We start from the raw sequence: 14657 nt of genomic DNA on the forward strand, positions 1-14657 counted from the left end.
GTCGCGGCGCAGCATCGGATCGTGGCGCAACCGTGCCGATCCGGCCACGAACCCCGTGACGTCGCGAGGCCCGCGGACGGATCCGGTGTTCCGGCACGGTCCCGTGACGATCCCGTGCTGCGCCGTCACCCGGGGGCTCCTAGCGTCGACGCCATGCCCAAGAACGACCTGCGCCAACGCCTCGGACGGACCGGGGAGACCTATGCGGCCGAGCACCTGGAGCGGCTCGGGTACGCGATCGTCGCGCGCAACCACCGCACGCGCCACGGGGAGATCGACCTCGTCGCCTGCGACGGCCACACGCTCGTGATCTGCGAGGTCAAGACGCGCCGCGGCACGGGCAGCCCGTGGGACTCGCTGCACGACCGCAAGCGCCGGCAGGTGCGGCGCATGGCGTCCGCCTACCTCGCCGGGGACCACGACCGGCCCCACGTGCCGGCGGTGCGGATCGACGCGATCGGCGTCGTCCTGGACTCCCGTGACCGGCTCGTGCGCCTCGAGCACCTCGAGGGGGCGATGTGACCGTCAGCCGAGCGACAGCTGCTGGTAGGCCGTCGACTGGAACGACAGCCGGTGCAGCGGCGAGACGCCCTGGCGCTGGATCGCCGCCCGGTGCTCGGGCGAGGAGTAGCCCTTGTGTCCCGCGAACGCCCAGCCGGGGTGGCGCACGTCGGCGCGCTGCATGAAGCGGTCGCGGGAGACCTTCGCGAGGATCGAGGCCGCGGCGATCGCGGCGCTCGTCGCGTCGCCCTCCACGATCGCGCGCTGCTCGTAGGGCATCTCCGCCACGCGGAACCCGTCGACCAGGCAGACGGTCCCAGGCCGGGCGACCCGCATCAGGGCGTCACGGAGCGCCTGCAGGTTCGTGCGGTGCAGGCCGCGCTCGTCGAGCGCCGGCACGCACCGGGAGACCACCGCGCTGCGCGCGGCCAGCCGCAGCACGACCGGGTAGAGCGCCTCGCGCGCCTCCTCGCTGTGCTGCTTGCTGTCGTTGAGCAGGCCGAGCGCGCGGACCTCCTGCGGGCCGACGCGCTCGAGGTCCAGCAGGACGGCGGCCGCCACGAGCGGTCCGGCGAGACATCCACGGCCGGCCTCGTCGGCCCCGGCCACGAACCGCGCACCGATCGCGCGGTCGTGCTGGACGAGCTTGCGGCCCGTGCGCTTCGGGCCGGCGGTCCGGCTCCTAGAGGAGCCCGATCCGCTTGGGCGGCCAGTAGGTCGCGAAGGCGCCACCGATGATCCACTTCTTCGGGACGGGGCCCCAGAACCGGCTGTCGTCGGACTCTCCACGGTTGTCGCCCATCATGAAGAAGTGCCCGGCGGGAACGGTGAAGGTCCGCGGCAGGTCGCAGCCCTGGCCGTCACCGCACGCCCGGATGTAGTCGTCCTTCTCGCGCTTGCCGTTGCGGAAGACGTGGCCGTCGCGGATCGAGATCCGGTCGCCGCCGACGCCGACGACGCGCTTGATGAAGTTCACGTCGGCGCGGTCGCCGGTCGGCTTGTCGCAGGCCTGGTCCTCCGGCTTCTGCGGGTTGCCGCAGGTGTTCGACTCCGAGCCCGACGGCGGGTGGAAGACGACGACGTCGCCCACCGACGGGTCACTGAAGTTGTTGCCCAGCCGGTTGACCAGCACGCGCTGGCCGACCGTGAGCGTCGGGACCATCGACTCGGACGGGATCCGGTACGGCTTGACGATGAACGCCTGGATCGCCAGCGCGAGACCGATCGCGACCGCCACGATCACGACGGTCTCGAGGATCGAGCCGCCGGCGGACTTCTCCGACTTCGCCACCGGCGCCGACCCGCCTACGCCTTGTCGTCGGCCGGGGCGTCGCCCTCGGCCGCAGCCTCGGCCGGCGCCTCGGCGGGCGCGTCCGACGCGGACGCCTCGGCCTCGGGCGTGTCGGCCGCGGTCTCCTCGACCTCGGCCTCCGCGGCCTCCGCCTCGGCGGCCTGGGCCGCAGCGGCCTCCGCCTCGGCCGCGGCGGCGGCCTCCGCGGCGGGATCGTGCAGCAGACCGGCCTCGACGACCTGCTCGGGGCCGACGTAGCGCTTCTCGCGGACGCGGGCGCGCTTGCCGACGCGGTCACGCAGGTAGTAGAGCTTCGCGCGACGGACGTCACCGCGGGCGGCGACCTCGATCTTCTCGATCTTCGGCGAGTGCAGCGGGAACGTGCGCTCCACGCCGACGCCGAACGACTGCTTGCGCACGGTGAAGGTCTCGCGGGCCCCGTGGCCCTGGCGCTTGATGACGACGCCCTCGAAGACCTGGGTACGACGGCGCGTGCCCTCGATCACCTGGAAGTGGACCTTGACCCGGTCGCCGGGCTGGAAGGAGGGGACGCGGCGCAGCTGCGCGCGCTCGATGGAGTCGATGACGGTGCTCATGGCTAAAGGTGAAGGGCCGCGGGACGGACGGGCGTCTGGAGGCAGGGCCGGTCTCAGGCGCGACGGATCATGGTAGCGGAGAGCCGCCCGAGGAGGCCCCACGCTCGTCGCTGCGTGCCCGGCGCCAGTTGCGGATCTCCTCGTGGTGCCCCGAGAGAAGCACGTCGGGGACCCGCCAGCCGCGGTACTCCGCGGGCCGCGTGTAGTGCGGGTACTCCGGGTTGCCGCCCAGCGCGGCGGAGAACGACTCCTCCACCGCGGAGTCCGCGTGCCCGAGCGATCCGGGCAGCTTGCGCAGCACCGCGTCGGCCACGACCATCGCGGCGAGCTCGCCGCCCGCCAGGACGTACCGGCCGATCGAGAGGGTGTCCGAGCAGAAGTGCTGGACGATCCGCTCGTCGAAGCCCTCGTAGCGCCCGCACAGCAGCGTGATCGCCGGCTCGGCGGCCAGCTCGTCGACGTACGCGTCGTCGAGCACCCGGCCCCCGGGGGTCAGGGCGATGACCCGACGCTGCGAGCGCAGCTCCACCGGGTCGGTGTCGTAGAACGACCGCAGGGCCGCGTCCATGACGTCGACGCGCAGGACCATCCCGGCCCCGCCCCCGAACGGCGTGTCGTCGACCTGCCCGCCGCTGAGCGTGGTGTGGTCGCGCGGGTTGAGCGTGCGCAGCTCGTGGCCGCCGCGCAGGGCGTTGGCGACGTGGCGCTGGTCGCGGAACCAGTCGAACCAGTCGGGGAAGAGCGTGACGACGTCCAGCTGCATGGTCCTCAGACCTCCTGTCCTTCGAGGAACGCCAGGTCGACGTCCACCCGGCGGGCGGCGACGTCGATGGTGCGGATCGCGTCGCGGACCATCGGCACGAGCAGCTCGGGGGCGCCCTCGCGCCGGACCTCGAGCACCTCGCACGACGGGAGCGGCAGCATCCGCACGACGACCCCGACGGGCCGGTCGCCGTCGACGACCGCGCAGCCGGCGAGGTCCTCCGCCCAGTACTCCCCCTCGGGGAGCTCGGGCAGGTCCTCGCGGGCGACGAGCAGGTCCTGCCCGCGCAGCGCGAGCACGGCCTCCCGGGTCGTCGCGGCCGCCAGACGCAGGATCGGGCGGTCGTCGGTGCCCGCCCGGCGCTCGACCGTCGTCGCGGTGCCGTCCACGTGGACGGTCGCGCCGAGACCGAGCAGCAGGGGGCGGGGTCGCGTCACGTGGAAGCTGCCGTCGAGCCCGTGCGGCCTCCCCACGCGCCCGGCGCTCAGGAACGGCTCGGTGACGGCGCCCATCCGTGCGTCAGTCGACGATGTCGACGAGCACGCGGCGCTTCTCGCGGACCGCGGCGGCCTTCACGACGGTGCGGAGCGCGCTGGCGGTGCGACCGCCGCGGCCGATCACGCGGCCGTAGTCGTCGTCGCCGACCGCGAGCTCGAGGACGATCGTGCCGTCCTCCTCCACGAACTGCTCGACCGAGACCTTGTCGGGGTGCTCGACGATCCGCCGGGTCAGGGACTCCAGCAGGTCGCGCAGCGGCGCCTCCGCCTCGGCCATGAGGTGCTAGGCCTCGATGCCCTGCGTCTTCAGGATCTTGCGGACCGAGTCGCTGGGCTGCGCGCCACGGCTGAGCCAGTCGCGGATCCGGTCCTCCTTGACGACGATCGTCGAGGGCTCGGTCTGCGCGTTGTACTGCCCGACCGTCTCGATCACGCGGCCGTCGCGCGGCGAGCGCGAGTCGGCGACGACGATGCGCCAGATCGGATCCTTCTTGCCGCCCACACGGGTGAGCCGGAGTCGTACAGCCACGGGGTTCCTCTCAGAAACTTTGGAAATGCGGTGAAGGAGCGTAGACGATCGGCGCTCGGCGGCGCGTTCTCAGCGCTGCTTCATGAGCTGCGCCATGTCGGGCATCTTGCCCTTGCCGAGCTGCTTCATGACCTTGCGCATCTGGCCGAACTGCTTGACGAGGTTGTTGACCGCCTGCACGTTCGTGCCCGAGCCCTTGGCGATCCGCAGCCGCCGCGAGCCCTTGATGAGCTCCGGCCGGCGTCGCTCCTCCGGCGTCATCGAGAGGATGATCGCCTCGATGCGGTCGAGCTCGCGCTCGTCGACCTTCAGGCCCTTGAGCTGCTGGCCCGCGAAGCCGGGGATCATGCCCAGCAGCGAGGTCAGCGGGCCCATCTTGCGGATCTGCTTGAGCTGCCCGAGGAAGTCCTCGAGCGTGAACTCGTTGCGGCGCAGCTTGCGCTCGAGGTCCTTGGCCTGGTCCTCGTCGAACTGCGCCTCGGCCTTCTCGATGAGCGACATGACGTCGCCCATGCCGAGGATGCGCTGCGACATCCGGTCCGGGTGGAAGCGCTCGAACTGGTCGAGCTTCTCGCCCGTGGACGCGAACAGGATCGGCTTGCCGGTGACCGCCTTGACCGACAGCGCGGCGCCGCCGCGGGCGTCGCCGTCGAGCTTGGACATGACGACGCCGTCGAAGTTGACCGCCTCCGCGAACTGCTCGGCGACGTTGACCGCGTCCTGGCCGGTCATCGCGTCGACGACGAGCAGGATCGTGTGCGGCTTGACCGCCGCGCGGATCTGGACGAGCTCGTCCATCAGCGTGGCGTCGACGTGCAGGCGGCCGGCGGTGTCGACGATGAGGACGTCCTTGCCGTCCTGCTTGGCCCGATCGAGCGCCCAGCGGGCGATGTCGACCGGGTTCGCGTCGGTGCCCTGCTCGTAGACGGTCGCGCCGACCTGGCCGCCGACCTTCACGAGCTGGTCGACCGCGGCGGGCCGGTACACGTCGCACGCGGCGACCGCGACGGAGGAGTTGTGCTCCTCCTTGAGGTGCCGGGCGAGCTTCGCGGTCGCGGTGGTCTTGCCCGAGCCCTGCAGGCCCGCCATGAGGATGACCGTGGGCGGCCGCGGCGAGAAGCTGATGCCGGCCGAGGCGCCGCCCATGAGCGCGGCGAGCTCCTCGTTGACGATCTTGACGACCTGCTGCCCGGGGTTCAGCTGCCCCATGACGTCGGCGCCCATGCAGCGCTCGCGGACGGTCGTCGTGAACTCCTTGACGACCTTGAAGTTGACGTCCGCCTCGAGCAGCGCGAGGCGGATCTCCCGCATCGCCTTCTTGATGTCGTCCTCCGTCAGCGTGCCGTGGCCACGGACGTCGGACAGCGTGGCCTGGAGCTTCTCGGAGAGCGCGTCGAACACGGACCGAGTGTAGATGCCCCGTCCGACCGCGGTCGTGCCCGCGGCCGGTTGGTTGCGTCAGGTCAGGCGGGCGGTGCCGGGGGCGCGGGCGGCGGGGTCTGCTGCCCGAGCTTCGCGACCGCGCCGCCGAGGCCGCCGAGCGCCTGGTTGAACTCGCTCGGGATGACGAAGATCTTGTTCGCCTCGCCCTGCGCGAGCTGCGGCAGCATCTGCAGGTACTGGTAGCTCAGCAGCTCCTGGTCGGGCTTGCCGTCGTGGATCGCCTGGAAGACGGTCTCGATCGCCTTCGCCTCGCCCTCGGCGCGCAGGATCGCCGACTCGCGGGCGCCCTGCGCGGTGAGGATGGCGGACTCCTTCTCGCCCTGGGCGGTGAGGATCTGCGACTGCTTGACGCCCTCGGCGTTGAGGATCGCGGCACGCCGGTCGCGCTCGGCGCGCATCTGCTTCTCCATCGACTCCTGGATCGACGCGGGCGGGTCGACCGCCTTCAGCTCGACGCGGCTGACGCGGATCCCCCACTTGCCCGTCGCCTCGTCCAGCACCGTGCGCAGCTGCGAGTTGATCTGATCGCGCGAGGTCAGCGAGTCCTCGAGCGTCATGCCGCCGATGACGTTGCGCAGCGTCGTGACCGTGAGCTGCTCGATCGCCTGCAGCGGGTTGGCGACCTCGTAGGTCGCGGCCTTCGGGTCGGTGATGGTGAAGTAGAGGACGGTGTCGATGTTGACCGTCACGTTGTCCTCCGTGATGACGCCGGAGGGCGGGAAGTTCACGACCTGCTCGCGGAGGTCGATCAGCGGCTTGACCTTGTCGACGAACGGGATGACGATCGTGAGACCGGGCTGGAGCGTGCGGCTGTAGCGGCCGAGGCGCTCGACGACGCCCGCGCGGGCCTGCGGGATGATGCGGACCGTCTTCGCCGCCACGAACAGGGCGAAGAGGACGAGGGTGCCGAGGACGATCAGTCCGGCCATGAGGGAGACCTCCGGGTCTGGGTGTCGGGGGGAAGCGGGGTCATTCGGAGACCAGGGCGGTCGCGCCGCGGATCTCGAGCACCTGCACGCGCGTGCCGGCCTCGATGACGACGTCCTCCTCGAAGCCGCGCGCCGTCCAGATCTCGCCGTCGAGCCGGATCGCGCCGACGCCCTCGTGGTTCTCGATCCGCTCGACGACGACCGCGCTCTTGCCGATCAGGGCGGCGGTGCCGGTGCGGATCTGCGGCGGGGTGCGCAGGTGGCGCTTGGCGATCGGCCGCAGGCCACCGAACGCGACCCCGGAGACGACGAGGAAGACGGCCAGCGCCGGGACGAGTGACAGGCCGACGACGGAGGCCAGGGCCGCGGCGAGCGCGCCGACGGCGAACGGCGCGAGGAAGAAGCTCATGTTGAGGATCTCGCCCACCGACAGCGCGACGGCGATGATGATCCAGACCACCCAGTCGTCCATTGCGACGGAGGGTACCCACCGGGGCGGCGCGCCGGGAGGGGGTCACGGTCCCATCCCGGTCTCGGATCCGTCCCCCCCGACGCTCGACTCCGTGGTGCGTCGGGCGGGCGTCAGGCCGCGGGCTCGGCCGTCCCGAGCAGCGCCTTGGCGAAGTCGTCGGCGTCGAACGGGCGCAGGTCCTCGAGCGTCTCGCCGATGCCGATGAGCTTGACCGGCAGCCCGAGCTCGGCGGAGATCGCCAGCGCGATGCCGCCCTTGGCGGTGCCGTCGAGCTTCGTCAGGACGACGCCGTCGACCGGCACCGCCTGGGAGAACAGCTGGGCCTGGCGCAGCCCGTTCTGCCCGGTCGTCGCGTCGACCGTGATCAGCGTCTCGTGCGGCGCGTCGGGCATCTGCTTCTGGATCACGCGGCGGATCTTCGAGAGCTCGTCCATCAGGTGGTCCTGGTTGTGCAGGCGCCCGGCGGTGTCGATGATCACGATGTCCGCGCCCATCTCGCGACCCTTCTTCACGGCCTCGAACGCGACCGAGCCAGGGTCGCTGCCCTCGGGACCGATGACGATCTCGCAGCCCGAGCGCTTCGCCCAGCCCTGCAGCTGCTCGGTCGCCGCCGCGCGGAACGTGTCGGCCGCCCCGAGCACGACGGACTTGCCGAGCTCCTTCTGCAGGTGGTAGCTGAGCTTGCCGATCGTCGTCGTCTTGCCGGTGCCGTTGACGCCGACCGCCATGATCACGGTCGGCGAGTGCCGCAGGTCGATGCGGCCCGCGTCCTCGTCCTTGGGCCGCGCGATCGACGCCAGCAGCTCGATCAGGCGGTTGGTCAGCGCCTCGCCGCCCTCGACGGCGCCGCTCTCCGCCTCGGCCTCGAGCTGGGCGACAACCTTCGCCGTCGTCGTCGCGCCGACGTCGGCCATGATCAGCGCCTCCTCGAGCCGCTCCCAGGTCTCCCTCGTCGAGCGTCTCGAACAGCGTCGCCTGGATCTCGGCGCCCAGCGCCTGCCGGGTCTTCGACATGTTCTCCCGCAGGCGCTTGAAGAACCCGCGCCGCTTCTCGGGCTCCTGGGTCGCGGCGGCGGCATCGCCGCCCGCGGGTCCGTCGGTGAGGAAGAGGTCGGTCCAGTCACGGGGCATGGGTGCGCGAACATACCCGCATGCCCCCGGAGATCGACTTCCGCCCCGCGCGGGTGGACGCCGGCGACGGCGCCGCGCTGGCCCAGGCGATGCGTGACGAGCTCGCCGAGCTCTACGACGGCCTGCAGCTCGACGGCCCCGCGATGCCGAAGGCGGGGCCGGCGGAGCTCGGGCCGCCCGGCGGCGCGTTCCTCGTCGGCCGGCTGGACGGCGAGCCCGTGTGCTGCGGCGGGCTCAAGCGCCTGCCGGACGGCACCTGCGAGATCAAGAAGATGTTCGTCGCCCCGTCCGCCCGCGGTCGCGGCGTCGCCCGGACGCTGCTGCGCGCCCTGGAGGACGAGGCGCGGCGCCTGGGCTACGCGGTCGCGCGGCTGGACACCGGGCCGAAGCAGCCGCACGCGCAGCGCCTGTACGAGTCCGAGGGCTACCGCGAGATCGGGAACTTCAACGACAACCCGGTCGCCACGTACTTCGCCGAGAAGCAGCTGTGACGACGCTGTCGATCGCCGCGCGGTTCAACGGCCCGCCCGCCAGCGCGCACGGCGGCTACACCGCGGGGCTCCTCGGCGCCGCGATCGACGGGCCGGCGGAGGTCACCCTGCTCGCCCCGCCGCCGCTGGAGACCGCGATGGAGCTGGTGGCCGGCGACGGCGGGACCGTGGTCCTGCGCGACGGGGACCGCGACGTCGCGTCGGGCCGACCGACCACCGTGGACGTCGGCGCACCGCCCGCCGCGGCCGTCGCGGAGATCCGCGTGGCGATGCCGTCGCGCGAGGTGCTGCGGACCTCCCACCCCTTCCCCACCTGCTTCGGCTGCGGACCGGACCGCGACGACGGCGACGGCCTGTGCCTGTTCGCCGGGGAGGTCGACCCGGCCGCCCGGGTCTGGGGCGTGACGTGGACACCGGACGGGGACGGTGCGGTGGACCCGGTCCTGGTGTGGGCGGCGCTCGACTGCCCGAGCAGCGCACCGGCGCAGGACCCGACCGGTGAGCGGCCGATCGTCCTCGGGCGGTTCGCGGTCGACCTGCTGGCCGAGGTGCCCGCCGGCGGGGCCGAGCACCGGATCCTCAGCGCGCCCCTGCGACACGAGGGACGCAAGCGCACGAACGCCGTCTGGCTGCTCGACGCCGACGACGCGGTGCTCGCCGCCGGCCGCGCGACGTGGATCGAACTGAAGCCCGACGACGCCGCCGCGCGGCGCGGCGACGGGCGCTAGGCCGGGCGCGAGCGCTCAGCCGCAGTCGACGATCTCGCCGAGCGTGCCCGTCGGCGCGGCGCCGAGCTTCTCCGACGTCGTCGCGTCGACCTCGGTCCAGTAGAGGGTGTCGCCGCCGAGCGCGAAGTCCGTCGCGCCCATCGCGCCCGCGGTCCGCAGGCCCGCCGCGTCGGCGATCTTCACGACGCCGTCCTCGAACGCGAAGCCGCCGCTCTTGCCCGCCCAGACCTCGCGGATGTCGCAGCCGTAGGCCTTCGCGGTCTCCTTGCCGGTCTTGAGGTCGAACTGCGCGACGCGCCCGCTCAGGGCGCTGCCGGACTCGACGGTGATCGCCAGGGCGACCTTGTTCTTGGCGCTGCTGAACGCGGCGTCGTTGATGCGCATGAAGCTGTCCAGCGAGGAGGCGTGCTTGACGATCACGTTGGCGGAGCGCGAGCCCAGCCTGCAGGTGGTGACGCGCAGCGTGCCCGCGTCGGGGTCCGACTTCGACGGCGCGAAGGTCCGCAGGACGCGGTAGGCGCCCGCGGCGACGAGGTCGGTCCCGGCGCGGTTCTCGCAGAGCGGCGCCTTGGAGGTCTTGGCGTCGGCGGCGGACGCGCCGAGCGGGAGCAGGGCGAGGGCCAGCGCGGTCGTGGCGAGGGCGCGGCGGGTACGTGACGTGGTCATGTCCGCCCAACGCCGGACCGCGCCGCGAATCACGCGGGAGAACGAGCGTCGACGCGCCAGGAGGCGCGCGGGCCGCGGCTACGTGGTGGTGTCCGGCAGGTGCCGGCCGACGTGGCCGACGTAGATCCCGCGGGGCACGTCCCCGGACCCGTCCGCGACGTGCAGGTAGATCCGGGCGATGAAGCCGGCGCCCGAGCCCGAGCCGAGCGCGACGTGCGGACCGAGCTCCAGCCGGTGCCCGTCGTGGGTGACCGCGTAGTCGTGCGGGTTGCGGGAGCGGGCGATCTCCGACACGTCGCCCTTGTAGGTGAGGCCGAGCTCCGTCGCCGCCTGCGTGAGCGAGCGGCCGAAGCCGGCCGGGTCGGCGTGCAGCGCGCCGAGCTCGTCGAGCCGGCGCAGCGCGTCGAGCACGTCCTGCGGCCGCCGGTACGGGCTGTCCGCCGCCGAGCTGCGGGCCGCGTCGGTGAACACGAGGTGCGCGCAGGTCGCCGCGGCCCGCTCGACCGCGGCCAGCACCGTCTCCGGCGGCTCCTCCTCCCCCTCCGGGCTCGTCGCGTCCGCCGTCGCGGCCCCCGCCTCGGCCAGCAGCGTCGAGAGCCGCGCGATCGTGCGCGCGTCGGCGACCGCCTGCTGCTCCAGCGCCTCGCTGCGCCCGAGCAGCTCCTCGCGGTGGGCACGCACCGCGTCGAGCTCGTCACGCAGCGCGACGAGCCCGGCGTCCGGGTCGTCCGGCGCGGCGGCCGCCGCCTCCTGCGCGCGGTCGTGCAACGTCCGCTCCGCCGCGGCCGCCCGGGCCTGCGCCGCCTCCACCGCGCCCTGCAGCCGCTCGGCCCGCGCACGCTGCTCGTCACGCTCGGCCTGCGCCGCCTCGCGCCCCGAGCGCGCGCTCTCCACCTGCCGCCGGAGGTCGTCGACGCGCGCCAGCTCCTTGACCAGCTGCTTCTCGCGAGCGGCGAGGTCCTTCGCCTCCGCGTCCGCCTCCCGCACCCGGGCCAGCAGCGGCGAGCCGGGCACGCCGGCGTGGGCCAGGAACTTCTCCCACGAGCCGAACACGTCGATGACGTAGTCCGGGTGCGGCCACGGCTCCTTCTTCAGCCACTCCTGGGCCTTCGGGACCTCGCCGGTGTGGATGATCCAGCGGTACAGCTGGTAGACGTAGTCGACCTCCTCGACGAGCAGCGACACCTCGCGCAGCCGGCCGTCGGGGCCGAACGGCTCGGCCGCCGGGGTCTCCGCCTCCGCCTGGCCCTCCGTCGCGGTCGTGGCGTCGTCGGCCGGCGGACGGCCCTCGCCCTTCTTGCTGCGTGCGCGCTTGCCCATGGTGGTCGGTCGGGCCGGATCAGCCGATGCCGGCGCCGCTGCGCTCGCGCTCCTCGCCGGCCACGAGGTCCTTCGGCGGGAGCTTGCGGGAGATGACCTTCGAGACCCCGTCGCCGCCCATCGAGACGCCGTAGAGCGTGTCGGCCGCCTCCATCGTGCGCTTCTGGTGGGTCACGACGATGAACTGCGCACGGTCGGCGTAGGTCTCCAGCAGGTCGATGAAGCGCCCGATGTTCAGGTCGTCGAGCGCCGCCTCGACCTCGTCGAGGATGTAGAACGGGCACGGCTTCGCGAGGAACACGCTGAACAGGAACGCGATCGCGGTCATCGACTTCTCGCCGCCGGACAGCAGGGAGAGGCGCTTCATCGCCTTGCCCGCCGGGGTGATCTCGATCTCGACGCCGAGCTGGTCGTCGGGGTCGATGCCGGCCTCCTCGTCGGCCTCCGCCTCCGCCGCCGCCTCCGCCGCCGCCGCGGCCTGCACCTCGGCGACCCCGTCGCCGCTGTCCTTCGGCTCCCCGCCGCCGACGACCGGCCGCGGGCCGCTGTCCTCGCGCACGAGCCGCAGGCGGCCCTTGCCGCCCGGGAACAGCCGCGCGGACAGCTCCTCGAAGTTCGCCGCCGCCGCGTTGAAGGTCTCCTCGAACGTGACACGGATCTGCTTGTCCGTGTCCTTGATGAACGCGCGCAGCTCGCGCAGCGCGGTCTCCAGGTCGCCGCGCTGGCGCTCCATCTCCTCGACGTGCGCGACGGCCTCCTCGTACTCGGCCTTCGCGAGCGGGTTGACCGGGCCGAGCTGCTCCCGGCGCTTGACCAGCCGCTCGATGCGCTGACGCAGCGCCGCGACCGCCTCGGCGTCGAGCGCCTCCTCGGCGGGCTCCGGGCTCAGCCCCAGCGTCTGCGCGATCGTCGTCAGCTCCTGGGCGGCCTCCTGCTCCTGGTCGCGGGCCTGCTGCGCCCGGACCTCCGAGGAGGTCAGCAGGTCGCCGCGCTCGCGCAGGTGCTGCTGGATCTTCGCCTCCTCCGCGGCGCACGCGCGCAGCTCGGCGGCGACGCCCTCGCCCGCCGCGCGATCGGCGGCCAGCGCCTCGTCGAACACCGTCACACGCTCCTGCACCGCGGTCAGCGCGGCCTCGAGCGCGGCCGCGAGGCGCTGCGCGGCCGGCACGAGCGCCTTGTCGCGCTCGAGCTTCGCGCGCAGGAACGTGATCCGCTGCGCGCGCTCCTCGCGCTCGCGGGCGGCGCGCTCGGCGACCCGGCGCTCCGCGGCGAGCTCGCCCTCGACCTGCGCGCGACGCACGGCGCTCGCCGCGTCCTCCGGCGCGTTCTGGCGCTGCTTGATCAGCAGGCCGGTCTGGCGCTCGTCCTCGCGCGCGGCGTTGCGGGCGCGCTCCGCCTCACGGACGGCGCGGTCGGCCTCGTCGCGGGTCGTGTCGGCCGCGGCCATCGCGCCGCCCGCCGCCTCGACGGCCTTCAGCGCCGCCTGCTCCTCCTGGATCGCCGCCTCGCTGGCCGCGATCAGCCGGTCGCGGCGGTTGCGCTCGGCGAGCACGCGCTCGCTGCCGCCCTGCGCCGCCCGGACCATCTCGCGCGTCGCGCCGAACCACGCGCGGCCGTCCGTCGTGACGGCGATCCCGGTGAAGTCGTCCGGGAGCGCCGTGACGTCCTCGACGATCCACGCGTCGGCCAGCAGGCGCCGCGCGACGGCGACCGCGCGGTCGGGGCCGCGCACCAGCTCCCCGAGGTGCCGCGCACCCGCGACGGGGCCGCCCGGCGTCGCCGGCGGGACCGGCTCGGCAGTGGCGACCAGGGCGCTGCCGCCGTCCCGGCCGGCGCGCTCCAGGAGCGCCGCGGCGGCCGCGGCGTCCTCGACGATCCCCGCGGTCATCCGGGCACCGAGCGCCGCGGACAGGGCGAGCTCGCAGCCCTCCTGCACCTCGAGCTCGTCGGCCAGGGCCTTCGCGCCGCCCGGGGCGCTCGTGTGCGAGCGCAGGAACTGGTTGGCCGACGCGAGCTCCGCACCGAGCTTCGCGGCCTCGCGGCGCGCCTTCTCCGCCGTCGCCTCCGCCGCCCGGCGCTGCGTGCGTGCGAGCTCCAGCGCCGTGTCCGCCTCCCGCAGGACCCCACGCACGCGCTCGACCTCGGCGTCGAGCTCCGCCACCTTCGCCGCGGCGGCCACGCGCCGCGCCTCCAGCGCCTCGACCTCGCGCGCCAGCGCGCCTCGCGCTCGTCGTCCAGGCGGGCGAGCTCGGCCTCCAGCGACTCGATCCGCTCGAGGCCCGCCTCGTCCGGCTGGTCCTCCGCGACCTGGGCCTCCAGCAGCTGCAGCTGTCGCGCGCGGCCCTCGGCCCGCTCGGCGACCGTCTCGGCGGTGTCCCGGGTGCGCTCCAGACGGACCTCCAGCCGGTCGACGCTCGACCGGGCCGCGTTCACCCGCCGCATCAGGATCTCGCGCTGCTCCGTGCGCCGGGCCAGCGCCTCCTCGGCCTTCTCGCGCCGGGCCGCCACGCCCGCGAGCTGCGCCTGCGCCTCGTCGCGCGCCGCGCGCGCCTCCTGGGCCGTCGCCTCCGCCGCGGCCTTCTCGGCGCGCTTGGCGCGGACCGTGTCGCGGGCGAGCTCCCAGCGGGCCTCCAGCGTCTGGCGCTCCAGGCGCTCGTGCAGCTCCGCCGCCTCGGCCTGCCGCTTCAGCGGCCGCAGCCGCGAGCGCGCCTCGCGCTCCACGTCGAGCGCGCGGTCGAGGTTGTCCTGCGTGCGCTCGAGCTTCAGCTGGGCGCGACGGCGGCGCTTGCGGTGCTTGCCCAGGCCCGCCGCCTCCTCGATCAGCAGCCGGCGGTCCTTCGGCTTGGACGAGACGATCGCGGTCACGCGACCCTGCGACACGACCGAGTGCATCTCCTTGCCGAGGCCCGTGTCCGACAGGACCTCGAGCACGTCGACGAGGCGGCACTTCGCGCCGTTGAGGAGGTAGGTGCCGTCGCCGTTGCGGTCGAGGCGGCGCACGATCGAGATCTCGCCCAGCGGCAGGTCGACCGTCTGGTCGCTGTTGTCCAGCACGATCTCGACCTCGGCGCTCGAGCGCGCCTGCACGCCGCGGCCGCCGCCGAAGATGACGTCCTGCATCGACTGGCCGCGCACCGCCAGCGGCGACTGCTCGCCCATCGCCCACAGCACGGCGTCGGTCACGTTCGACTTGCCCGAGCCGTTCGGGCCGACGATGACGCTGACGCCGGTGCCGAAGTCGAGCTTCGTCCGGTCGGGGAACGACTTGAACCCCTTGAGCACGATCGACTTCAGGTGCAT

At 73.5% G+C, this 14657-nt stretch carries 18 protein-coding genes and 1 pseudogene; 3 read left to right on the forward strand and 16 right to left on the reverse strand.

What is annotated here, in order from left to right; all coding sequences use genetic code 11:
- The first annotated feature begins 153 nt into the window (after window positions 1-153).
- A complete protein-coding gene (locus GKE82_RS03840; RefSeq protein WP_154732380.1) occupies window positions 154-522 on the forward strand; it encodes a YraN family protein in 369 nt (122 codons plus the stop codon).
- Between the two features lie 3 nt (window positions 523-525).
- On the opposite strand, the gene GKE82_RS03845 is transcribed toward GKE82_RS03840, so the two are convergent.
- From GKE82_RS03845 to ftsY, 11 genes are all read right to left on the reverse strand, one after another.
- Window positions 526-1110, reverse strand: a complete 585-nt coding sequence (locus tag GKE82_RS03845) for a ribonuclease HII (RefSeq protein ID WP_309233388.1) — start codon at window positions 1108-1110, stop codon at window positions 526-528.
- Between the two features lie 73 nt (window positions 1111-1183).
- Window positions 1184-1792 (reverse strand): signal peptidase I, encoded by a 609-nt coding sequence (gene lepB / locus GKE82_RS03850; protein WP_309233389.1) that lies wholly within the window; start codon window positions 1790-1792, stop codon window positions 1184-1186.
- Window positions 1793-1806: 14 nt separating this feature from the next.
- On the reverse strand, window positions 1807-2388 hold the full coding sequence (gene rplS / locus GKE82_RS31195) for a 50S ribosomal protein L19 (protein ID WP_154732381.1): 582 nt from the start codon (window positions 2386-2388) through the stop codon (window positions 1807-1809).
- A 67-nt stretch (window positions 2389-2455) separates the two neighbouring features.
- Window positions 2456-3151 (reverse strand): tRNA (guanosine(37)-N1)-methyltransferase TrmD, encoded by a 696-nt coding sequence (gene trmD, locus GKE82_RS03860; protein ID WP_107570438.1) that lies wholly within the window; start codon window positions 3149-3151, stop codon window positions 2456-2458.
- Between the two features lie 5 nt (window positions 3152-3156).
- Window positions 3157-3663 carry a ribosome maturation factor RimM gene (gene rimM / locus GKE82_RS03865; protein WP_107570439.1) on the reverse strand — a complete coding sequence of 169 codons (507 nt, stop codon included), beginning with the start codon at window positions 3661-3663 and terminating at the stop codon, window positions 3157-3159.
- 7 nt (window positions 3664-3670) lie between these two features.
- Window positions 3671-3925 carry a KH domain-containing protein gene (locus GKE82_RS03870; RefSeq protein WP_107570440.1) on the reverse strand — a complete coding sequence of 85 codons (255 nt, stop codon included), beginning with the start codon at window positions 3923-3925 and terminating at the stop codon, window positions 3671-3673.
- A gap of 6 nt (window positions 3926-3931) precedes the next feature.
- Window positions 3932-4177: a 30S ribosomal protein S16 gene (gene rpsP, locus GKE82_RS03875; protein ID WP_107570441.1), complete on the reverse strand. Its 246-nt coding sequence runs from the start codon at window positions 4175-4177 to the stop codon at window positions 3932-3934.
- Window positions 4178-4246: 69 nt separating this feature from the next.
- Window positions 4247-5578, reverse strand: a complete 1332-nt coding sequence (gene ffh / locus GKE82_RS03880) for a signal recognition particle protein (RefSeq protein WP_233243916.1) — start codon at window positions 5576-5578, stop codon at window positions 4247-4249.
- 62 nt (window positions 5579-5640) lie between these two features.
- On the reverse strand, window positions 5641-6549 hold the full coding sequence (locus tag GKE82_RS03885; RefSeq protein ID WP_154732382.1) for an SPFH domain-containing protein: 909 nt from the start codon (window positions 6547-6549) through the stop codon (window positions 5641-5643).
- A 40-nt stretch (window positions 6550-6589) separates the two neighbouring features.
- Window positions 6590-7021 carry an NfeD family protein gene (locus GKE82_RS03890; protein ID WP_107570444.1) on the reverse strand — a complete coding sequence of 144 codons (432 nt, stop codon included), beginning with the start codon at window positions 7019-7021 and terminating at the stop codon, window positions 6590-6592.
- Between the two features lie 110 nt (window positions 7022-7131).
- Window positions 7132-7935 (reverse strand): signal recognition particle-docking protein FtsY, encoded by an 804-nt coding sequence (gene ftsY, locus GKE82_RS03895; protein ID WP_230316083.1) that lies wholly within the window; start codon window positions 7933-7935, stop codon window positions 7132-7134.
- A gap of 237 nt (window positions 7936-8172) precedes the next feature.
- On the opposite strand from ftsY, the gene GKE82_RS03900 reads away from it, so the two are divergent.
- Both GKE82_RS03900 and GKE82_RS03905 read left to right on the forward strand, forming a co-directional pair.
- Window positions 8173-8643 (forward strand): GNAT family N-acetyltransferase, encoded by a 471-nt coding sequence (locus tag GKE82_RS03900; protein ID WP_154732383.1) that lies wholly within the window; start codon window positions 8173-8175, stop codon window positions 8641-8643.
- Window positions 8640-9371 (forward strand): hypothetical protein, encoded by a 732-nt coding sequence (locus tag GKE82_RS03905; protein WP_154732384.1) that lies wholly within the window; start codon window positions 8640-8642, stop codon window positions 9369-9371. The genes GKE82_RS03900 and GKE82_RS03905 overlap by 4 nt, the downstream gene beginning before the upstream one ends.
- Window positions 9372-9386: 15 nt before the next feature.
- On the opposite strand, the gene GKE82_RS03910 is transcribed toward GKE82_RS03905, so the two are convergent.
- From GKE82_RS03910 to GKE82_RS27820, 5 genes and pseudogenes are all read right to left on the reverse strand, one after another.
- Window positions 9387-10037, reverse strand: a complete 651-nt coding sequence (locus GKE82_RS03910; protein ID WP_154732385.1) for a hypothetical protein — start codon at window positions 10035-10037, stop codon at window positions 9387-9389.
- Window positions 10038-10115: 78 nt separating this feature from the next.
- Entirely contained in the window at window positions 10116-11357 is a 1242-nt protein-coding gene (locus tag GKE82_RS03915; RefSeq protein ID WP_154732386.1) for a hypothetical protein, read from the reverse strand.
- 19 nt (window positions 11358-11376) lie between these two features.
- Window positions 11377-12942 carry a hypothetical protein gene (locus GKE82_RS03920; RefSeq protein WP_375337036.1) on the reverse strand — a complete coding sequence of 522 codons (1566 nt, stop codon included), beginning with the start codon at window positions 12940-12942 and terminating at the stop codon, window positions 11377-11379.
- Between the two features lie 135 nt (window positions 12943-13077).
- Window positions 13078-13293: pseudogene (locus GKE82_RS31200) on the reverse strand (hypothetical protein); the annotation flags it as partial.
- Complete coding sequence (locus tag GKE82_RS27820; protein ID WP_230316084.1) at window positions 13242-14657, reverse strand: AAA family ATPase; 1416 nt, start codon at window positions 14655-14657, stop codon at window positions 13242-13244. The gene GKE82_RS27820 and the pseudogene GKE82_RS31200, both read right to left, overlap by 52 nt.

It is taken from the genome of Conexibacter sp. W3-3-2 (assembly GCF_009707605.1).
Lineage (GTDB): Bacteria > Actinomycetota > Thermoleophilia > Solirubrobacterales > Solirubrobacteraceae > Paraconexibacter > Paraconexibacter algicola.

Excerpts from the sequence above, each read along its gene's own strand:
- GKE82_RS27820 (WP_230316084.1), bottom strand. The coding sequence starts at position 14,657 with ATGCACCTGAAGTCGATCGTGCTCAAGGGGTTCAAGTCGTTCCCCGAC.
- GKE82_RS03870 (WP_107570440.1), bottom strand. The coding sequence starts at position 3,925 with ATGGCCGAGGCGGAGGCGCCGCTGCGCGACCTGCTGGAGTCCCTGACC.
- GKE82_RS03900 (WP_154732383.1), top strand. The coding sequence starts at position 8,173 with ATGCCCCCGGAGATCGACTTCCGCCCCGCGCGGGTGGACGCCGGCGAC.
- GKE82_RS03920 (WP_375337036.1), bottom strand. The coding sequence starts at position 12,942 with ATGGTCCGGGCGGCGCAGGGCGGCAGCGAGCGCGTGCTCGCCGAGCGC.
- GKE82_RS03885 (WP_154732382.1), bottom strand. The coding sequence starts at position 6,549 with ATGGCCGGACTGATCGTCCTCGGCACCCTCGTCCTCTTCGCCCTGTTC.
- rplS (WP_154732381.1), bottom strand. The coding sequence starts at position 2,388 with ATGAGCACCGTCATCGACTCCATCGAGCGCGCGCAGCTGCGCCGCGTC.
- rimM (WP_107570439.1), bottom strand. The coding sequence starts at position 3,663 with ATGGGCGCCGTCACCGAGCCGTTCCTGAGCGCCGGGCGCGTGGGGAGG.
- trmD (WP_107570438.1), bottom strand. The coding sequence starts at position 3,151 with ATGCAGCTGGACGTCGTCACGCTCTTCCCCGACTGGTTCGACTGGTTC.
- GKE82_RS03915 (WP_154732386.1), bottom strand. The coding sequence starts at position 11,357 with ATGGGCAAGCGCGCACGCAGCAAGAAGGGCGAGGGCCGTCCGCCGGCC.
- GKE82_RS03890 (WP_107570444.1), bottom strand. The coding sequence starts at position 7,021 with ATGGACGACTGGGTGGTCTGGATCATCATCGCCGTCGCGCTGTCGGTG.
- GKE82_RS03840 (WP_154732380.1), top strand. The coding sequence starts at position 154 with ATGCCCAAGAACGACCTGCGCCAACGCCTCGGACGGACCGGGGAGACC.
- ftsY (WP_230316083.1), bottom strand. The coding sequence starts at position 7,935 with ATGGCCGACGTCGGCGCGACGACGACGGCGAAGGTTGTCGCCCAGCTC.
- GKE82_RS03910 (WP_154732385.1), bottom strand. The coding sequence starts at position 10,037 with ATGACCACGTCACGTACCCGCCGCGCCCTCGCCACGACCGCGCTGGCC.